General features: G+C 72.9%; 17 protein-coding genes. 14 read left to right on the top strand and 3 right to left on the bottom strand.

The annotated features are described in order from the left end of the window. The first annotated feature begins 99 nt into the window (after window positions 1-99). The 4 genes from AC3CHW_RS12260 to AC3CHW_RS12245 all read left to right on the top strand — a co-directional run bounded on the left by AC3CHW_RS12260 (window position 100) and on the right by AC3CHW_RS12245 (window position 5,741). Window positions 100-729 (top strand): TetR/AcrR family transcriptional regulator, encoded by a 630-nt coding sequence (locus tag AC3CHW_RS12260; RefSeq protein WP_398611894.1) that lies wholly within the window; start codon window positions 100-102, stop codon window positions 727-729. A gap of 105 nt (window positions 730-834) precedes the next feature. Further along, on the top strand, window positions 835-3,069 hold the full coding sequence (locus AC3CHW_RS12255; RefSeq protein ID WP_488470472.1) for an MMPL family transporter: 2,235 nt from the start codon (window positions 835-837) through the stop codon (window positions 3,067-3,069). A gap of 490 nt (window positions 3,070-3,559) precedes the next feature. Then, window positions 3,560-4,852: a serine hydrolase domain-containing protein gene (locus AC3CHW_RS12250; RefSeq protein ID WP_488470471.1), complete on the top strand. Its 1,293-nt coding sequence runs from the start codon at window positions 3,560-3,562 to the stop codon at window positions 4,850-4,852. Window positions 4,853-4,958: 106 nt separating this feature from the next. Further along, the gene (locus AC3CHW_RS12245; protein ID WP_488470470.1) at window positions 4,959-5,741 is read left to right on the top strand and encodes an SDR family NAD(P)-dependent oxidoreductase; all 783 of its coding nucleotides are present in this window, start codon (window positions 4,959-4,961) and stop codon (window positions 5,739-5,741) included. A gap of 45 nt (window positions 5,742-5,786) precedes the next feature. Here AC3CHW_RS12245 and AC3CHW_RS12240 read toward each other — a convergent pair whose 3' ends face one another. Then, window positions 5,787-6,617, bottom strand: coding sequence for a helix-turn-helix domain-containing protein (locus tag AC3CHW_RS12240; protein WP_488470469.1), 831 nt, complete (start codon window positions 6,615-6,617; stop codon window positions 5,787-5,789). Between the two features lie 197 nt (window positions 6,618-6,814). On the opposite strand from AC3CHW_RS12240, the gene AC3CHW_RS12235 reads away from it, so the two are divergent. The 4 genes from AC3CHW_RS12235 to AC3CHW_RS12220 all read left to right on the top strand — a co-directional run bounded on the left by AC3CHW_RS12235 (window position 6,815) and on the right by AC3CHW_RS12220 (window position 11,504). After that, complete coding sequence (locus AC3CHW_RS12235; RefSeq protein ID WP_488470468.1) at window positions 6,815-7,009, top strand: hypothetical protein; 195 nt, start codon at window positions 6,815-6,817, stop codon at window positions 7,007-7,009. Continuing rightward, on the top strand, window positions 7,002-7,448 hold the full coding sequence (locus AC3CHW_RS12230; protein ID WP_488470467.1) for a hypothetical protein: 447 nt from the start codon (window positions 7,002-7,004) through the stop codon (window positions 7,446-7,448). Before AC3CHW_RS12235 ends, AC3CHW_RS12230 begins: the two co-directional genes overlap by 8 nt. Continuing rightward, window positions 7,445-7,978, top strand: a complete 534-nt coding sequence (locus AC3CHW_RS12225) for an NUDIX hydrolase (RefSeq protein ID WP_488470466.1) — start codon at window positions 7,445-7,447, stop codon at window positions 7,976-7,978. The genes AC3CHW_RS12230 and AC3CHW_RS12225 overlap by 4 nt, the downstream gene beginning before the upstream one ends. Before the next feature lie 193 nt (window positions 7,979-8,171). Continuing rightward, window positions 8,172-11,504: a caspase, EACC1-associated type gene (locus AC3CHW_RS12220; protein WP_488471028.1), complete on the top strand. Its 3,333-nt coding sequence runs from the start codon at window positions 8,172-8,174 to the stop codon at window positions 11,502-11,504. Window positions 11,505-11,587: 83 nt separating this feature from the next. Here AC3CHW_RS12220 and AC3CHW_RS12215 read toward each other — a convergent pair whose 3' ends face one another. Next, window positions 11,588-12,439: an EamA family transporter gene (locus tag AC3CHW_RS12215; protein ID WP_488470465.1), complete on the bottom strand. Its 852-nt coding sequence runs from the start codon at window positions 12,437-12,439 to the stop codon at window positions 11,588-11,590. Window positions 12,440-12,814: 375 nt separating this feature from the next. On the opposite strand from AC3CHW_RS12215, the gene AC3CHW_RS12210 reads away from it, so the two are divergent. From AC3CHW_RS12210 to tgmC, 4 genes are all read left to right on the top strand, one after another. Continuing rightward, on the top strand, window positions 12,815-13,276 hold the full coding sequence (locus AC3CHW_RS12210) for a GNAT family N-acetyltransferase (protein ID WP_488471027.1): 462 nt from the start codon (window positions 12,815-12,817) through the stop codon (window positions 13,274-13,276). A gap of 435 nt (window positions 13,277-13,711) precedes the next feature. Continuing rightward, complete coding sequence (tgmA, locus tag AC3CHW_RS12205) at window positions 13,712-13,972, top strand: putative ATP-grasp-modified RiPP (protein WP_176163677.1); 261 nt, start codon at window positions 13,712-13,714, stop codon at window positions 13,970-13,972. Further along, window positions 13,972-14,934, top strand: a complete 963-nt coding sequence (gene tgmB, locus AC3CHW_RS12200) for an ATP-grasp ribosomal peptide maturase (protein WP_488470464.1) — start codon at window positions 13,972-13,974, stop codon at window positions 14,932-14,934. The genes tgmA and tgmB overlap by 1 nt, the downstream gene beginning before the upstream one ends. Further along, window positions 14,931-16,142, top strand: a complete 1,212-nt coding sequence (tgmC, locus tag AC3CHW_RS12195) for an ATP-grasp peptide maturase system methyltransferase (protein ID WP_488470463.1) — start codon at window positions 14,931-14,933, stop codon at window positions 16,140-16,142. Before tgmB ends, tgmC begins: the two co-directional genes overlap by 4 nt. 118 nt (window positions 16,143-16,260) lie before the next feature. Here tgmC and AC3CHW_RS12190 read toward each other — a convergent pair whose 3' ends face one another. Beyond that, window positions 16,261-16,710 (bottom strand): DUF4873 domain-containing protein, encoded by a 450-nt coding sequence (locus AC3CHW_RS12190; protein ID WP_488470462.1) that lies wholly within the window; start codon window positions 16,708-16,710, stop codon window positions 16,261-16,263. Between the two features lie 222 nt (window positions 16,711-16,932). Between AC3CHW_RS12190 and AC3CHW_RS12185 the strand changes: the two genes are divergently transcribed. Together AC3CHW_RS12185 and AC3CHW_RS12180 are read left to right on the top strand one after the other, a co-directional pair. After that, a complete protein-coding gene (locus AC3CHW_RS12185; protein WP_488470461.1) occupies window positions 16,933-17,841 on the top strand; it encodes an AurF N-oxygenase family protein in 909 nt (302 codons plus the stop codon). A 139-nt stretch (window positions 17,842-17,980) separates the two neighbouring features. Beyond that, on the top strand, window positions 17,981-18,877 hold the full coding sequence (locus tag AC3CHW_RS12180) for an inositol monophosphatase family protein (RefSeq protein ID WP_488470460.1): 897 nt from the start codon (window positions 17,981-17,983) through the stop codon (window positions 18,875-18,877). Window positions 18,878-18,973: the final 96 nt, after the last annotated feature.

The raw sequence follows: 18,973 nt of genomic DNA, 5'->3' as shown, positions 1-18,973 counted from the left end.
CGCTGTGATGCAGAACACGAGCGAAACGTCATCGTTTCGTTGACGCGCGACGTATGCTGAGCGAGTACGAAACCGTTTCGTTCGGATGGGGGTGGACTCATGCAGGTCGCAGAGCGCAAGACCACGTCGCGGCGTAGCAGGCTGACCCCAGAGCGGGAGGGCGAGCTCTACAACGCCGTCATCGATCTGCTCCGCGAGGTGGGTTATGAGGCGCTGACGATGGACGCGGTCGCCACACGCACCCGGGCCAGCAAGGCCACGCTCTACCGCCAGTGGAGAGGCAAGCCGGAGCTGGTGGCCACCGCACTGCGGTCGCTCAAGCCGGGCACGCTCAAGGAGATCGACACCGGTTCGCTCCGGGGTGATCTGCGCGAGATGGTGCGGTGCGGCGAGCACAACGCGGAGCGTGACGCGGACCTGCTGCGCGGGCTCGCCCACGCGGCGCACGACAATCCAGACCTACAACAGGCGCTTCGGGAGCTGCTCATCGCACCCGAACTCGTCGCCCTTGACGCGCTGCTGACCCGCGCTGTCGCCCGGGGGGAGATCGCCGCGGGAACGCCCGCCATGCACTTCGTGCCGCACATGATGACCGGGGCCTTCGTGGCCCGCCCGCTGATCGACGCCGCGCACGCGGACGACGCCTTTCTCTACGAGTACATCGACGCCGTGATCCTCCCCGCTCTCGGCGCCGACCCTGACGTCTCCGCAAGCCTGGCCGTCACCTAGATTCGGTTTCACCCGAACGTCCCCATCCCAGCGCGCCGCTCTCGTCGCTGGGCTGGTCCTGCACGTCCCTGCCACTCCACTCACTCGACGGGAGCACCCCTTCTCGTGGCCACCTTCCTATACAAGCTCGGCCGATTCGCCTTCAGGCGACGCCGGTTCGTCGCCTTGTTCTGGGTAGCGCTCTTGGCGGTCGCCATCGCTGGCGCCGTCGCCGCCCCCAAGCCGACCAACGAGAGCTTCTCCGTACCCGGCACGGAGGCGCAAGAAGCCTTCGACCTGATGGAGAAGCGCTCGCCCGAGTCCAACGCCGACGGCGCCAGCGCCCGCATCGTCTTCCACGCGCCCAGCAATGAGAAGATCACCGACCCGGAGAACAAGAAGGAAGTTCTCAAGGTCATCGCGGACGTCAAGAAGAGCTCCGACGAACTGAGCCGCATCGGCGACCCGTTCGCGGACGGCACCGTCAGCAAGGACGGCACCACCGCCTTCACCACGGCCACCTACAAGGTCACCTCAATGGAGCTTGAGGACGAGACCAAGGACGGCCTGAAGGAAGCGGTGGTCGAGTACGACGACGAGGGCGGCAAGAACCCGACCGTCGAGATCGGCGGCGACGCGCTGGAGGCCATGCCCGAGCAGGGCGCGACCGAGATCATCGGTATCGCCGTCTCCGCGGTGGTCCTCATCATCACCTTCGGCTCGCTGGTGGCCGCCGGGCTCCCGCTGCTGACCGCCCTGATCGGCGTCGGCATCGGCATCGCCTCGATCACCGCGCTGGCCAACGTGCTCAACCTGGGCAACACCACCTCCACGCTGGCCATGATGATCGGCCTCGCGGTCGGCATCGACTACGCGCTGTTCATCGTCTCCCGGTACCGGGCCGAACTGGCCGAGGGCAGGGAACGCGAGGAAGCGGCCGGACGCGCTGTCGGCACCGCGGGTTCCGCGGTGGTCTTCGCCGGTCTGACCGTCATCATCGCGCTGGTCGGCCTCGCGGTCGTCAACATCCCGGTGCTCAGCAAGATGGGCTTCGCGGCGGCCGGCACCGTGGCCATCGCCGTCCTCATCGCCATCAGCATGATCCCGGCGCTGCTCGGCTTCGCCGGAAAGCGGATCTACGGCCGCAAGGCCCGCAAGAAGAGCGAGAACGGCATTCCGCCGATCTCGGAGAAGCCCAAGATGGGCACCCGCTGGGCGCGCTTCGTGCTCCGCCGCCCGGTGGCCGTGCTGCTCTTCGGCGTGGTCGCGCTCGGCGCGGCGGCGGCCCCGGTCGGCAAGCTGGAACTCGGCCTGCCGGACGACGGCGCGCAGCCGACGAGCACCACCCAGCGCAAGGCGTACGACCTGGTGTCCGAGGGCTTCGGCGCCGGCTTCAACGGCCCGCTCATGGTGGTCGTGGACGGTGCCAAGGCCAAGGACGCGACGACGGCCGCCAAGACCGTCGCCGCCAGCATCAAGAAGCTGGACGACGTCGCCAGCGTCACCGACCCGGCGTTCAACAAGGCCGGCGACACCGCGACGGTCACCGTCGTCCCGGCGTCCAAGCCGAGCAGCCTGGAGACCGAGGACCTGGTCGCCAACATCCGCGACAGGGCGGACGGCTGGCAGGGTGAGACCGGGGCCAGGGTCCTGGTCACCGGCACCACGGCGATGAACATCGACGTGTCGGCGAAGCTGAACGACGCGCTGGTGCCCTACCTCGCGCTCGTGGTGGGCCTGGCCTTCCTGCTGCTGATGATCGTCTTCCGCTCCATCCTGGTCCCGCTCAAGGCGGCGCTCGGCTTCCTGTTGTCCGTCGTCGCGGCGCTCGGCGCCGTGGTCGCGGTCTTCCAGTGGGGCTGGCTGTCGGGCCTGTTCGGTGTCGAGCAGACCGGCCCGGTGATGAGCATGATGCCGATCTTCATGATCGGTGTGGTCTTCGGTCTCGCGATGGACTACGAGGTGTTCCTCGTGACCCGTATGCGCGAGGCGTACGTCCACGGCGAGAGCCCCGAGCAGGCCGTGGTGACCGGCTTCACGCACGGCGCCCGCGTGGTGTCGGCGGCGGCCGTCATCATGATCAGCGTCTTCGCGGGCTTCATCGGCTCGCACGACCAGATGGTCAAGATGATCGGCTTCGGCCTCGCCATCGCGGTGCTGTTCGACGCCTTCATCGTCCGCATGACCATCGTCCCGGCGGTGCTCGGGCTGCTCGGCAAGAGCGCCTGGTGGCTGCCCGGCTGGTTGGACAAGATCCTGCCGAACGTGGACGTGGAGGGCGAGAAGCTGCACAAGGAACTGGGCGACCCGAACCAGGTGCAGCAGGACTCCGACCCGGACGCGCGACTGACCCGGGTGTGAGCGCGGGTCCGCGCGGTCCCCTCCCGGGCCCGCGCGGACCGACCTGGCCGCCGCCGGCCGAGTGACTCGGCCCCGGCGGCCCCCGGTGGTCAGCGACCACCGACGAGACGCCCGGGAACGCGGGAGGGCGGCGATCCTCCCGCCGACCGGGCAGTGCCTGCCCGTGGGGACGGGGACAGGCACGCGTAGTGAGAACGGCGGCGGCTCCCTGGGGCAGGGGGTCGCCGTCGGCGTTCTCCGCGGTCCCCGCGTACCGGGTCCGGGGCCGGGGCCCCGCGTACCGGGTCCGGGGCCGCGCCGTCGGGCCCGTCGTCGTCGTCCTTCGCCGGCGCTTGCCGCCGGTCCCCGCCGGGCCCGCCCCGCTTTGGGTGGCTTCGCGGTGGCGCGGCGGTGATCGGGCAGGCCGGGACCCGGCATAAGACGGCCACGGGACGCATTGCACCATGGAGGGTGCACAGCGCGGCGAAACGGAACGTGGGAGTAGACAACAGTGGTGGACGTCCAGGGCACGGTGGCGCCCGGTTTCGAACCGGTCCGGGACGCGTTCGCGGCCAACTTCGCGCAGCGCGGCGAGCGGGGGGCCGCGGTGACCGTCTACCGGGACGGGGCCAAGGTCGTCGACCTGTGGGGCGGCGTCCGAGACGCGGACGGCCCCGCCGCGCGGGAGGCCGAGGGCCCCGATGGCCAGGCCGAGCCGGAGCGCGCGGCGCCCTGGGAGGCCGGGACGGCGCAGGTCGTCCGCTCGGCGACCAAGGGCGTGGCCGCGGCGGTGCCGCTGCTGCTGCACCAGCGCGGGCTGGTGGACCTGGACGCCCCGGTGGGCACGTACTGGCCGGAGTTCAAGGCGAACGGCAAGGAGCGCGTCCTCGTACGGCACCTGCTCTCGCACCGGGCCGGGCTGCCCGTCCTCGACACGCCGCTCAGCCCGGCCGAGGCGCTGGACGGGGTCAGCGGGCCGCGGGCGCTGGCCGCGCAGGCGCCGCAGTGGGCGCCGGGCACGGCGCACGGGTACCACGCGCACACCTACGGTTGGCTCATCGGCGAGTTGGTGCGCCGCATCACCGGCCGCACGCTCGGCACCTGGGTGGCCGAGGAGATAGCCGGCCCGCTCGGGCTCGACCTGTGGATCGGACTGCCGGACGCCGAACGGCACCGGGTGGGCCGCATCGCCGCGATCGAGGCGCCCGCGCCGCCGGCCTCGCGCGGGCTGCGGGTGCGGGCCAAGCAGACCGTGGCCGACGCGTACCGGGACCCGGCGTCCCTGACCCGGCGGGCCTTCGGCGTGATCGACCCGCTGCCCGACGAGAACGACCCGGCCTACCGCGCCGCCGAACTCCCCGCCTCCGGCGCCGTGGCCACCGCCCGCGCCCTGGCCCGCTTCTACGCCGCCCTCATCGGCGACGTCGCCCCGGACCCGGGCCACGGCACGGTGCCGGGCGCCACGGACGCGGCGCCCGCCGGGGGAGCGGGGACGCTGCCCGGCGCCCGGCGGCTGTTCGCGCCGGCGACGCTGACCCTGGCGCGTACGGAGGAGTCGGCGGGCCCGGACGAGGTGTTGGTGGTCCACACGCGCTTCGGGCTCGGCTACATGCTGCACGGCTCGGCGGCGCCGCTGCTGGCGCCCGGCTCGTTCGGCCACCCGGGCCGGGGCGGCTCGCTGGCCTTCGCCGACCCGGAGTCGGGCATCGCGTTCGGCTACGTCACCAACGGCATGCAGAAGAACGTGACGGCCGACCCGCGCGCGCAGGCGCTGGCCCGCGCCGTCCACCGCAGCCTGGCCTGACCGGCCCGGCGCGTACGGGCCGTCCACCACGCCATCCCTTACGTCGAGCGCGCTCGCCGCTTACCCTGCCGGGACCAGATGATCAACGGCGGAAGGGCGGCACCTGATGCGGCGGTTCGAGGGGTACGGCGTACTGATCACCGGGGCGGCCCGTGGCATCGGCGCGACGACGGCCCGCAGGTTCGCCGACGAGGGCGCGAGCGTGCTCGTCACCGACCTCGACGGGGCGCGCGCGGAGGAGGTCGCGGAGGAGATCCGGGCGGCGGGCGGAGTGGCCCACGGCCTCGCGTGTGACGTGGGGGACCGGGCGGCTGTGGAGGCCGCGGTGCGGCAGGCCGTCGAACGGTTCGGCGCGCTCGACGTGCTGGTCAACAACGCCCTGTCGTGCAACCCGGACACCGACCTCTTCGAGGACCAGGGCGACGAGGAGTGGGAGCGCGACCTCGACATCACGCTGACCGGCGCGTTCCGGTGCGCGCGTGCCGCGCTCCCGGAGCTGGCCAGGGCGGGTGGCCGGGGCGCGATCGTCAGCGTCGGATCGGTCAACGGCGAACAGGACTTCGGCAACCACGCCTACAGCGCCGCCAAGGCCGGGCTGGCCAGCCTGACGCGTACGCTCGCCGGCCACGCGGCGCCGCGCGGCGTACGAGTCAACCTGGTCGCGCCCGGCACGGTGCGTACGCCGGTGTGGGACGGCCGTGACGAGTCGCTGCGGCGGGCGAGCGCGGAGTATCCGCTGGGCCGCGTGGGCGAGCCCGAGGACATCGCGGCGGCGATCACGTTTCTCGCGTCGAGCGACGCGGCGTGGATCACCGGGGTGACGTTGCCGGTTGACGGCGGGCTGCTGGTGAGCAATGTCGCCTTGCGGCGGGCTTTGTCGGGGGAGTAGTCGCCTCGCGGCGGGCGGGGTGGTCGCTCGCCGTGAGGCCGCCGTTTACGTGTACTCCCGCAAGTAGTGGCGGATCAGGGCAAGTGAATCGGCTGGTGTCAGGGCCTGTGCGCATGCCACGTTGAACCTGTGCTGGTGGTCAACGACCTGCCGGGGAGCAGAAATCACTTCGCCAGCGGCATAGCTTTCCAGCAGGGCCGTTGTCGTTCCGTTCTCCAGCGTCAGCAAGGTGAGGCTGCCGCCCATCACCGGGTGAAAGAGCTCGGCTAATGGCATGACTTGAAGGGTGATGTGGGGCTCTGCTGCAACGCGGAGCAGGTGCTCTAGCTGAATGGTCATGAGGCGGGGGTCGGCTGTCAGCCGCCGCAAGGCCGACTCATCCATGATCGCCCAGTACTGCGGGGGGTCTTCGCGCTTGAAGAGCTCCTGCCTTCGTAGCCGGAACGCCACGATCTCCTCCAAGGCGGGCAAGTCTTCCCTCGCGAGCCCGATCGAAAACGCCCCTCTGGCGTACTCCTCGGTCTGTAATAGTCCGGGCACCAGGTTGCTGCTGAAGACCTGAATGCGAATGGACTTGGACTCCAGGGGAAAGCAGTCCCGGCTTTGCTTCGTCACCATGGAGTCCTGGGCGATGGTGAGCAAATCACCGAACAGGCCCCCTGTTGCGAAGAATTCGTCCAGCGCCTTCGCCAATGCTTCGGACGGTAGTTGTTCGTAGTGCTCGACGCGGCTGATGTACGAGTGCGGGTAGTGCAGCTTTTCTGCGAGCGCACGCAGTGAGAGGCCCGACTGTTCGCGTAAGCGTTTGAGGTGCCGTCCCGGGAGCGTGCGTGCCGTAGCCCTGATGCCCTCACTGGGCAGGGCATGGAGTTTCATTCGCATGCCTTTCTCGTATGGGCGGTACCTGCGATTCCCAGGTACCGGGTCGCCGGTTGTGAGCGTAGCCCCCGCAGCGCAATCCTGTGAGGAGTCGATCACCATCTGTCACTGTGCTCAGCATTCGTGTTGCCAAGTGCCAACTCCGCTGCGCCTAAGTGACGTTGTCAGCCGTCGTGAGGAACGAGCACCGTCGTATGGAACTGCACACGCTGACCCTGCGGGTCTACCGCCAACGCCCCGGCGAACAGCCGGTTCCGGTTGCCCCGCCCACCACCGTCCATGTCGACCCCAACGCCGTCACCCGTGGGGAACTTGAGGTGCTGCACCTGCCCACCGCCTGGGGGCCCTGCCGCTGCCCCCGGCACCGTGCGGGAGGTTCCGGTGAGTGACGCGACCGAACCCGACGACGTACCGCCCGCCACGGACGGCGAGTCCGGATTCTCGGGGGGATACACGCGCGCCCTGCGCTACGTACTCTCCGGCGAGCACGAGATTCACACCGTGGCCGGTGTCGTGCTGAGGTTCTTTCTCGCTGATGGCGGAGGGAATGGGGCGGCGGGCGGCTGGCGGGCCGTAACTGACCGGGAGTTCCAGTTCGCGTACGAGAACTCGCTGTTCGACATGGAGGCGGCGAAGAGGAACGAGATCCGACCCAATGCGCGGCACGTGCAACTCACCCTGGACGCCCTTGCCGGGGCGGGTGCGTACTTCTGGTCGGACGGGTTCGGGGCGGCTGGGGTCATGACGGCGAACGGGAAGACGCCCGAGGAGTGTGGGTTCCGGGTGCCGGAGGCACCGGGGCAGTCGGGTTGTGGGGGTGGCGCGTGAGGGGGGCGCATCGGTTGCGGGTGGTGCTGGTGGTGTGGAAGCCGCGTAACGCGGACGATCCGTCCGACGTCACGACGGCCGGCTGGCCGCACGTGCTCCAGGTGCAACTGGCCCGTGACCGGGAGGTCTGGGAGCCGCCGGGCGTCATCGTACGGCCCGGGGAGCGGGTGGTGACGGCGGCGGTGCGGGTCGCGGACGCGGTGGGGATCGGGCTGCCGAACCTGCACCGGGTGCTGGCCGTTGACGAGCGGCCGGCGGTGGGCGGGGCGCCGGCCGAGCTGACGCTCCTGGTGGACGGCGGGTGGTGCACGGACGCCGACGTGGTGGAGGTGCCCGACTGCCTCTGCGCGCACGAGCGCGGGTGCCGGCACCGGCGTCGGTGGGCGACGGCTGAGGTGGCGTGCGCGGATGACGCGGCGCTGGCGGTGGGGCTCGGGGCGGCGGTGGGGATGGCCCCGGCGCTCGTCGTCGCGCGGGAGGGCGGGGGCGCGGCGAAGGGCGCGGCGTACCCTCGGCCGTCCGGCCGCTGACCTGCGCGTCCGCGCGTCCGGTGTGGACCGCCCTACGGCGCCGGGGCACAATCGGTGCTCCGCGTGTGGCACATGAGGCAGGTCGAGGGGGAACGGTGCGGATGGTTGTCGGAGCGGCCGAAGGACAGCGGGGGGCCAGGCCACCCGCCGGAGCGGTGGCCGGTGCGGGACGGGGGTGGTAGCCGTGGAGGTCATGCCCGACCCGGCCGCGTCCCGCGCCGTACTCATCGGCACCACCGGTAACGCCGAGATCGCGCCGCTGCCCGCCGTGGCGGCCAACCTCGTCGCGCTCGCCGACGTTCTCACCTCGGACCGCTCCTGGGGCCTGGCCCGCGACCACTGCGCGGTACTGGCCGAACCCGTGACCTCCGACGCCGTCGCCGCCGTGCGCACCGCCGCCGCCGAGGCCACCGACGTCCTGCTGGTGTACGTGGCCGGACGCTGCCGCGTCGACCCGGCGAGCGGCGAGTTGGTCTTCGGCCCGGCCGCTCCGGCGCCGGGTCGGTCGGCCACGGGGCTCGACTACGCGACGCTGCGCCAGGCCGTGTTGTCCGGGCGAGCGCGGCGCCGGGTGGTGCTGCTCGACTGCTGCCTCACCGAACCGGTGCCGGGCTTGCCGTCCGACCCGGCGTCCGGATCGGCGCCCGGCTCGGCGTCCGATGTGTCGGGCGGTGCCGTCGCGGTGGCCGACGCGGCCCAGCTCGCCGACGGTTACCTGCTGGTCGCCGCGACCGGCGACGTCGACGCGTACGCCTCGGAAGAGGGCCAACACACCCCTTTCACCGGCGAGTTGCTGCGGGTGGCGGCGGACGGCATCGCGTACGGGCCCGAGGTGCTGCGGCTCGACACGGTGTACGAGCACGGCCGCGCGAGCCTGGCGGGCCGGGAGCGGGCGCTGCCCGAGCGCCGCGACCTGAGCGGCGCGGCCGAGGCGGGCCGGGTGCCGTTCGTCCGCAACGCGGCCACGACGACCGGGGCCGCGCCCTTCGGGGCGACGACCCTGCTCCGGGCCCTGCCGCCGGCCACGCCGCCGGCGACGACGCCGACCGTGACGCTGGGCACGGCGGGTGACCCGGCCAGTTCCGAGGCCAGCCCCGACGCCGGGGCAGCCCCCGTGCCGGACGCCGCTGCGGCTTCGCCCGCGAATGCCGTACCCGAGGACGCGCCGCCACCCGCCGATGCCGTACCCGAGGCCGCGCCACCTGTAGACGCGCCACCGACCCCGCACCCGCCGGCCCCGCCGGCGCAACCCGCGCCGGGGGCGGCGCAACCCGCGCCGGCGCAACCCGGCGCGTTCGGGGCGCCTCCGCCCGCCTTCGGCGCCGCCCCGCCGCCGTTCGACGCGACCCCACCACCGCCCTTCGGCGCGGCGCCGGGACAGCAGCCCGCCGCGCAGCCCGGCCAGCCGCCGGCCCCACCGGCCGGGCCAGCCGGCCCGCACGCCGTCCCGCCGCCACCCGCGCAGCCGGGAGCGCAGCCGGGTGCGCAGCCGGGTGCGCAACCCGCCCCGTACGGCGCGCCGCCCGCCCCGTACCCCGGATCGCTACCGGCGCCGCCCCCGCCCTTCGGGCCGCAGTCGGGCGCCCCGGGCGCGCCACCGGCGCAGGCCGCGCCGTCCGCGCCCGGCGCCGGGGCGGGGTTCGCGCCGCCGCGCGCGGACGGGTCCGACGGGCCGTGGTGGCGGCAACGGCGGGTGCGGTACGGCGCGCTGGCGGTGGCCCTCGCCGTGGTCGCCGGGGCGGTGATCACCGTCGTGTGGCCGGAAGACGACGGGGGCAAGGACGCCCCGTCGGACCGGCCCAAGTCCAGCCAGAGCGCGAGCGGGAGCCCGGGGGCCGAGGGCGACAAGCCCGGTGGCGGGCCCGGCGCCGCCGCGTACGACGCCGCGACCAAGGGCGTCGTCAACCCGTCGAAGCGGCAGGGCGGCACCCTCAGGTTCGTCTCCACGATGGACGCCGACTCCTGGGACCCGCAGCGCGCTTACTTCGGGTTCGTGTGGAACTTCTCCCGCTTCTACACCCGCCAACTCCTCACCTACGCCGGCGAGCCGGGCGCCGGGCCCGCGCGCCTGGTGCCGGACCTCGCGACCGGGCGGGCCCGGGTGGGGGACGGCGGCAAGACGTACACGTACACGCTGCGCCCCGGGGCCACCTGGGAGGACGGCTCGCCGGTGACCTCCAAGGACGTCAAGTACGGCATCGAGCGGGCCTGGGCCGCCGACGTGATCAGCGGCGGGCCCTCCTACCTGCGCGAGGTGCTCGACCCCAAGAGCGACTATCCGGGCCCGTACAAGGACAAGGCGAAGGACAAGCTGGGCCTGCGCGCGATCGAGACGCCGAACGACCGGACGATCACGTTCAGACTGCCGCAGCCCTACCGGGACTTCGAGCACCTGCTCGCGATGCCCTCCGCATCGCCGGTGCCACGGGCGAAGGACACCCGGGAGAAGTACGCGCAGCGGCCGTTCTCCTCGGGCCCGTACAAGTTCGACGCGTACCAGCCGAGCAAGTCGCTGTCCCTGGTGCGCAACGAGCGGTGGCAGCGGTCCTCCGATCCGGTGCGCACCGCGCTGCCGGACCGAATCACCCTCGACATCGTGGCCTCGCCCACCACGCGGGACGCGGCGCTGCGCGCGGGCCGCTACGACCTGGACGTCAGCGCCTTCGGCGTCGACGCCAGCCAGCGCGTGGGGTTGCTGGCCGACGCGAAGACGAAGGCCCAGATGGACAACCCGTACACCGGGATCGTCCGCTACGCGGCGCTGGCCTCCAACGTCGCCCCGTTCAACGACGTGCACTGCCGCAGGGCGGTCTTCTACGCGACGGACAAGCGGTCCGTGCGGACCGCGATCGGCGGCCCGCAGGTGGGCGACGAACTGGCCCCGCACCTGCTGCCGCCGGGCGTCTCGGGCAGCGAGCCGGACTACGACCCGTACGGCACCAAGCGCTCGGGCGGCGCGCCGGACCTGGAGCGGGCGCGGCAGGAGTTGAAGGAGTGCGGCAAGCCGACCGGTTTCCGCACCACCGTGACCGTCTCGGACGGGCCGCAGGACGTGGCGATCGCGGAGGTGATCAAGGCGTCGCTGGCGCGAGTCGGGATCACGGCGAAGGTGGAGCAACTGCCGTTCGCCGAACTCGCCACGACGATCGGCAAGCCCGACCAGGTCAAGCGCAAGGGGTACGGCATCATCCTCAGGCGGTGGAGCGCCGACTACCCGACCGGGCGCGGCATGCTGGAGCCGCTGGCCGACGGGCGCCGGATCACGCCGCAGGGCAACGTCAACGTCGCCCTCCTCAAGGACAAGGCGCTCGACAAGCTCTTCGACACCTCCCGGACCAACCAGGACGCGGGGCGGGCGGAGAGCGACGACCAGCAGATCAACCACAAGGTCTCCGACGCCGCCGCCTACCTGCCGCTGACCTTCGAGAAGGCGCTGATCTGGCGCAACCCACGGCTGACGAACGTCACGACGACCAGCGCGTACGGGGGCGGCTACGACTTCGTCTCGCTCGGCGTGCTGCGGTAGCCGGCGGCCGGCTCGGGGTCGGGCGGGGGTGCCGGCTCGGGGCCGGGCGGGCCCGGTGGTGGTCCGGCTCGGCCCCGTCCGGCTCAGCCGGCGTAGAGCATCAGGCCGATGCCCGCGACCATCAGACCGGCGGCGGCGATACGGGCCGTGCCGAACCGCTCCCTGAGGAACAGCGCGCCGATCGCGGCGCCCACGATGATGCTGGACTCGCGCAGCGCGGCGATCGGCGCGAGCGGCGCCCTGGTCTGCGCCCACAGCACCAGCCCGTACGCGAAGACCGACAGCACCCCGCCGCCCAGGCCGCGCACCGCCACCGGCCGGAGCTGGCCGACGAGCGCGCCGCGCCGGGTGGCCAGCGCGTACGCGGGGATGGCCAGGCCCTCCAGGATCATCAGCCAGCCGATGTAGCCCATCGAGGTGCCGGAGGCGCGCACGCCCACGCCGTCCACGACGGTGTACGCGGCGATCGACAGGCCCGTGGCCACCGCAGCGGCCAACGCCGCCCAGTGCGGCCGGGCGCCGGAGCCACGGATGCCCCACAGGGCGAGGCCGACCAGGCCGGCCGAGGCGACGACGACGCCCGCCGTCTGCCAGCCGCCCGGTCTCTCGTGCACGAAGACCGCGGCGAGCACGATCACCACCAGCGGCGCCGTGCCGCGCGCGATGGGGTACATCTGCCCGAAGTCACCGAGCCGGAACGAGCGCATCAGCAGCGCCTGGTAGAGCACGTGGATCACGGCGGAGGCCACGAGATACGGCCAGGCCCCCGCCGCCGGCACGGGCGCCCACACGGCGATGCCGAGCCCGCACACCAGGCCGCCACCGGAGACCAGCGTGAAGGCGAGGAGCTGGTCCCTGAAGCCGTGCGCGATCGCGTTCCAACTCGCGTGCGTGACGGCCGCGATCAGGACGACCGCCGCGACGACCGGGGTCACGCGCACACCTGGCGCGCGCGGGCGGCGGGCACCTCACGCGCGCGGGCGGCCGGTGCGTGGTCGGTGGGGCAGGGGAGGTCAGGGGGACAGGGGGGAGCGTCGTCCATGGCGGCCACCGTAACCGAAGTTGTATAGCCAACACGATGAGGTGGGTCACGCGGGGTGCCCTCCGGGCGGGGTGCGGGGTGAGGGGTTTCGGGTGTTCTGGGAGTTTCGGGCACGGCCGGGCTGGCTGGGGCCTGTATCGAAAGTGGCTGGTTGTGACTCTGTGGCCTGTGTTTCCATGCCCGAGTGAACATCGAGAGCTCCGGGGTGCCGGACGAGAGGCCGAGCCGCTGGGTCCGGCACAGGGCTGATGGCGATGTCGAGGAGTGCGTGCGGGTCCTCGCGGAGGTCCATGCGCGCGACGGCTACCCGGTGAACTGGCCGGCCCAGCCCGGCGAGTGGCTGTCACGCGGCCCCCTGCTGGGCTCCTGGGTCGCCGAACTCGAAGGCGGCCTGGTCGGGCATGTCAGTTTGTCGCGAGGCGGCGAAGGCGATCTGGCCCCGACGTTGTGGAGCGAGCGGAGCGGGGCGACGCGGGACACGACCGCCGTTGTCAGCAGGCTGTTCGTTGCCCCGCAGGCGAGGGGGCACCGGATCGGTGCACTGCTGATCGGCCAAGCAGTGGAGGAAGCGCGGCGACGTGGCCTGCATCCGGTGCTCGATGTCGTCGCATCGGACACCGCGGCGGCAGCCCTGTATGAGCGGCTCGGCTGGGAGCTGATGGCCACCGTCGAGCAGCGGTGGAGTCCGCACCAGACGGTGGTCATCCGCTGTTACGCAGCGCCGTCGTGAGGTGGTCAGTCACCGCCACTCGTTGACGGCCGCTACGAGGACGGTCGCCTCGTAGCGACACCGCCGGGCAACTCCTCCTACAGATCCCCCCTTTCCTCTCCTCGCCCCGGCGGCGTGCTGGAGAGCGCGGGCTGGGGAGCGGCCCGCCCGCCGCGGCCCGCGCCGTCGTGCGCCGCCCGCTCGTGGGCCGCCGGTGCGCGACCGGACACGCGGCGGCGCGCGGGAGGGGGCGGGCGCGCGGCGTGGCGCTGGAGGACCGCCGTCCGCGGCGCGGACGGGGCGCGCGACGGCGGAGGCGCGGGGCGCCTCGTGCTGCGAACACCACGGCGGTAGGGGAAACCCGGGGCGTCGGGACGGCGACGGGCGTCGCTCCAGTGGGCACATAACGAGAGCGAGGACATCGCCACACCGCAGCCACACCGCCCGGAGGAACACATGACCAACACCGTGGGCCGTACCGCCCTGCGCCCCTGGGGCGTGGGGCGGATGCGCCCGTACCCGCCCATACGCCCGGCCGGACACGCCCGCGTCGGCGTCGACCCCGCGACCCAGCTCACCGTGTACTGGGACAGCCGGGGCCAGGTCATCGAGATGGGGAAGCACGGCACCGCGCGGGGCACCGAGACCGCGGCGGAGAGCACCAACCTGGACAGCCGCAACGACACCGACCACGATCAGGACAGCGAGCAGGACTGATGCCACGGACCGCCGGGCCGGTGCTGGTCGTGACCGAGCCGGACGACGTCACGGCCAGCATGGTGATCGCCGAGCTGAACCGCAGGCGCGTCCCCGTGGTCCGCTTCAACCCCGCGGACATCGGCGACGCGCTGCACGTGTCGGCGCGCTTCGGCGCCGGCGCTCCCCCCGTGTCCGGATCACTGCGCACCTCCTCCAGGGCAGCCGCGCTGGAGCAGGTGCGCGCGGTGTACTGGCGGCGCCCCGTCTGGCCCCGCTTCCCGCACCTGGCGCCGCCGGACGCGCGCTTCGCCACGGCCCAGGTGCGCTACGGGCTGGGCGGCATCCTGCACGCGCTGACGGAATGCCGGTACGTCAACCACCCGTTACGCAACTACGCCGCCGAACACAAGCCCCTCCAGCTCGCCACCGCCACCCGCATGGGCTTCACCGTGCCCCCCACACTCATCTCCAACGACCTGGGGGAGATCCGATCCTTCGTGCGGGACCACGGACCCGTCGTCTACAAGGCGTTGCGCTGGACGGCGTACCACGACTCGGACGGTCAGGGGCTGACGACCTGGACCGAACCGGTGGACCCCGCGGAGCTGGACGAGAGCGTCAAGGTCGTGCCGCACCTCTTCCAGTCCCGCGTGGACAAGGCGGCTGACGTGCGGGTGGTGGTCGTGGGCGGGCGCGTCTTTGCGGTACGCATCGACTCGGAACTACTCGACTGGCGACGCGACTACGGAGCCCTGACCTACCGCGTGATCGATCTCCCCACTCAGACCGCAGAGGGACTCGTGCGTTTCTTGCGTCACTTTGGACTGGCCAGTGGCAGCTTCGACCTCGCCCTCGGCCGGGACGGGACGCTGCACTGGCTGGAGTTGAACCCCAACGGCCAGTGGGGATGGCTCGAAGACGCGGCCGGGCTGCCGCTCGCCGCCGCGTTCGCCGACCTCCTCGCCCAAGGAGAGCCATGAATGGCCACAGAGCCGCACCCGAACCCCGCTGCTCCGCCCTGAGCGCGGCGCGCGGCGCCCTGCTCGACCGCCTCGAAGCCGAGCGGCACATCGGCCCCGGCTGGGCGGCGGCCGTCCGCGCGGTGCCCCGCGAACGGTTCCTCAGCGGCGGCGTGTTCCTGCCCGAGGGCCACGCCGCGCGCTGGCGACCCGTGACCCCCGACGGGCTGCGCCCCGAGGAGTGGGCCGAACTCGCCTACAGCGACCAGTCGCTGGTCACCCAGCTCGACGGGACGCTCACCCCGGACCGGGCCACCGGCCCCGTCGAGGGCTACCCCACCTCCTCGTCCACCTCGCCGGCCACGGTCGTCGGCATGCTGGAGGAGCTGGAGGTGCGCGACGGCGACCGCGTCCTGGAGATCGGCACCGGCACCGGCTACTCCACGGCCCTGCTCTGCCACCGCCTCGGCGAGGACAACGTGACCACCGTGGAGGCCGACCCGGAACTCGCGCGCCGGGCCGACGACGCGCTGGAGGTCGCCGGCTACTCCACCTGGACCGTCACCGACGACGGCCTCCTCGGCCACCCGTCCCGCGCCCCGTACGACCGGATCATCGCCACCTGCGCGGTGCGCCGCATCCCCCACACCTGGCTCCGACAGGCCCGCCCTGGCGCCATCGTCCTGGCCACGGTGGGCAGTTGGTCGTACGGGACGGGCCTGGCCAAGGTCGTCGTCGCGGCGGACGGCACGGCCGAGGGGCGTGTCACCGGCCCGTCGTCGTTCATGCCGGCCCGCGCGCAGGCCGCCGCGCCGCTGGGCGGGAGCCTGGCGGCGCGCGCCGCGTACGCCGACAGCGTCCGCCGCGCGCGCGTCGCGCCCGGTGTGCTCCGCGACTGGATGCCGGCCTTCCTGGCGCAACTGGCCGCGCCCACGGCCCAGTTGGTGCGGGCGGCGGCCGGGGGGACGGAGAAGCAGTACCTGATCGACGCGGGGCGGGAGTCGTTCGCCGAGCTGGCGCCGGAGGGCGACGGGTGGGTGGTCCGGCAGGGCGGGCCGTTGGCGCTCTGGGACGCCGTGGAGCGCGCGATCACCGGATGGCGGACGGCGGGGGAGCCGGGCATCGACGCGGTACGGCTGCGCGTCACGCGGGAGGCGCACACCTACTGGATCGACGCGCCGGGCCACCTCGGACTGCGCTGGGAGCACCGCCACCCGCCGCTGCCGTGAGGGCGCCGAGGATCTGGGGCAGGGGCGCGCCACGAGACAGGGGTGAGGGCGTTCGGCGGGGCGGCGGCGCTCGGTGGGGTGGGGGCGTCCGGCGGGACGAGGGTGCTCGGCGGGGCCGTCAGGCCACGGGCGGCGGGTCGTTCGGGCCCGGGACGCGGAAGGGCGGGGTGCTCGTACCGGTGACGCGGTAGCGGTCCCACGGGTCGGGGTCGGACAACTCGCCCCGCGCCTCGCCCTGCGGGGTGCGGACGAGGGCGGCGGTGCGCTTGCCGCCGAGAAGGGCGACGAGTTCCGGGGCGCCGATGACGCGGCCGTACCAGTGGTAGCGCCCGTCGACCGGTTGGAACGTGCCGCGCAACTCCACGTCGACGGCGCGCTCCTCACCCCCGAACTCCAGCGTGGCGGGCCCACGGTAGCCGGCTTCGTGATCGTGGTTGTGGTCTTGGCTGTCCCCGTCCTGTGTGCCCGGTGCGTCCTGCGTGCGCTGCGTGCCCTGCGTGGCGCGCGGGGGTGTGGTGGCGGGGGTGGGGCCGGCCGACGGTTCCTGCGGGGGAGTGACGGCGTTCACTACACGGCTCCTTGGGACGTTTCCTCGACGCCTTGGCGTGGTGCGGCGGGCCCGGCCGCCCTCGCCCGTGCGATGGGCGCGCCCGCGGACGTCGCTCGCGAGCGCATCCGCCGACGTTGCTGGCGGGCGCCGAGCCCTTGACTCCCGTAACGAGAGATTCCATGCTCCTGAGAGTGGCTGTTACCTCGGGTAACACCTTAGTTCGTGAAGGAGTGGAGCGCCATGGCCCGTTCACTGCCCGATACGAAGGTGGGCGACAGGGAGAAGACCGCCGCCCGACTGCTGGCCTCGTCGGCGAAGAAGTTCTACGACCCCGAGGTGGACGTCGACTGGGACGCGCCGCTGGTCGACGGCAAGCACTACCTCCTGCCCCACCGCATATCCCTCTACGGCACCCCGATGTGGGACCGGCTCAGCGAGGAACAGCGGCTCGAACTCGGCAAGCACGAGGCCGCGACCATCGTCAGCGTCGGCCTCTGGTTCGAGCTGCTGCTGATGAAGATGCTGGTCAAGGCCGCGTACAACGGCGACACGCGCACCCGGCACATCCAGTACGCGCTGACCGAGGTCGCCGACGAGTGCCGGCATGTCACCATGTTCGCCCGGCTCGTGGAACGCATCGACTGCCCGGCCTACGGCCCGCCGCGCCACCTGCACCAGGTCGCCAAGATCCTGCCGGCCATCGCGTACGGCCCGGCCATGTACGGCTCCATCCTGGTCGCCGAGGAGATCACCGACCGGCTCCAGCGCGAGATGACCGGCAGCGACGAGATCCAGCCCCTGATGCGGATGGTGAACCGCATCCACATCATGGAGGAGGCGCGCCACGTCACCTTCGCCCGCGAGGAGGTCGTCCGCGGCATGGCCGGGCTCGGCCGCGCCGAACTCCACTACCAGCGGCTGCTGACCGCCCTCGTCTCGTACTGCATCTGTCGCAGCCTCATACATCCACGGGCTTACGCGGCCGTCGGCCTCAACCCCAGGGAGGCGTGGCGGGTCGCCCACACCAACCCGCACTACCGCGAGTCGATGCGGTTCCTCGGCGAGCGCATCGTGCCGTTCCTGGACGACGCCGGCCTGGTCGGCGCCCCGGGCATGCGACTGTGGCGTGACTCGCACCTGTTGGGCTGAGCGCCGGCCTCTCGGCTCTGTCTGGCTGGGCGCCGGCCCTCGGCTCCGGCGGGCCGCGTACCGGCCCCCGGCCCCGGCGGGTTGGGCGCCGGCCTCTCCACCAGGGCTGGCCGCCGTCGCCGTCGGTACCCTGCCTGCCGTGATCAACTCATCTGCGGGGCCCGACGACACCGCCCCCGCCACCGACGCCGCCCCCGCCACCGACACCGATGCCGGGGTCGCGATCGCCGCGGCGCGGGCCGGTGCTGACGTGGTGCGCGACCTGTACGGCCAGCGGCTCACCCGTATCGACAAGGGCGGCGGGGACTTCGCGACCGCCGCCGACGTGGCGGCCGAGCAGGCGATCGTCCGCGTCCTCCGCGCCGCCCGGCCCGACGACGCCGTGCTCGGCGAGGAGGGCGGACAGCAGGGCGCGCCGGAGGCCACCCGCCAGTGGCTGGTGGACCCGCTGTGCGGCACGCTGAACTACGCCGTCGGCACCGCGCTGGTCGCCGTCAACGTGGCGTTGCGCGGCGGGCCGGCGGCGGTGGCCGATCCGTTCAGCGGCGAGGTGTTCCACACCGATGGCCACACCGCCTGGGTACGGCGGGACGGCGCCGACGCCCCCCTGGCGCCCACGTCCGCCACCCGCCTCGTGGACGTCAACCTCGACCCGCCCTTCCCCGGCGCGCCCGGCTTCCGGGCGGTGGACCTGCTGGCCGACGATCGGTTCGTGGCCCGCTTTCGCCCCCGGGTCGTGTCCACGAGCCTGGCCCTGACCTGGGTCGCCGCGGGCAAGCGCGCCGCGTACGTCACGGACGGCGGCGACCTGTCGGAGAGCGTGCACTTCGCCGCCGGGATCGCGCTGTGCCGCGCGGCCGGGTGCGTGGTGACGGGTGTCGACGGAGAACCGGTCGGGCGGTCCGGGCAGGTCGGGCAGGCCAGACGAGCGGGAGCGGCCGGCCAGACGGGGGCGGCGGGGCCGGCGGGCCGTGGGTTGGTGGTGGCTGCCGACGCTGAGACGCACGGGCTGCTGATGTCGATGATGCGGGGGTGAGGGTGTAGGGGTGTGAGGGCGCGGGGGTGCGGGGTGGGTGACGGGGGAGGGTGCGCGCGGCTTCGGGGCGTACGACCGTGGGGCGACGGCTGACCG

This window comes from Streptomyces sp. MGP-BFMKR1, assembly GCF_057766585.1.
The sequence above is the reverse complement of the archived record's forward strand: the minus strand, read 5'-3'. Positions and strand labels throughout refer to the sequence as shown.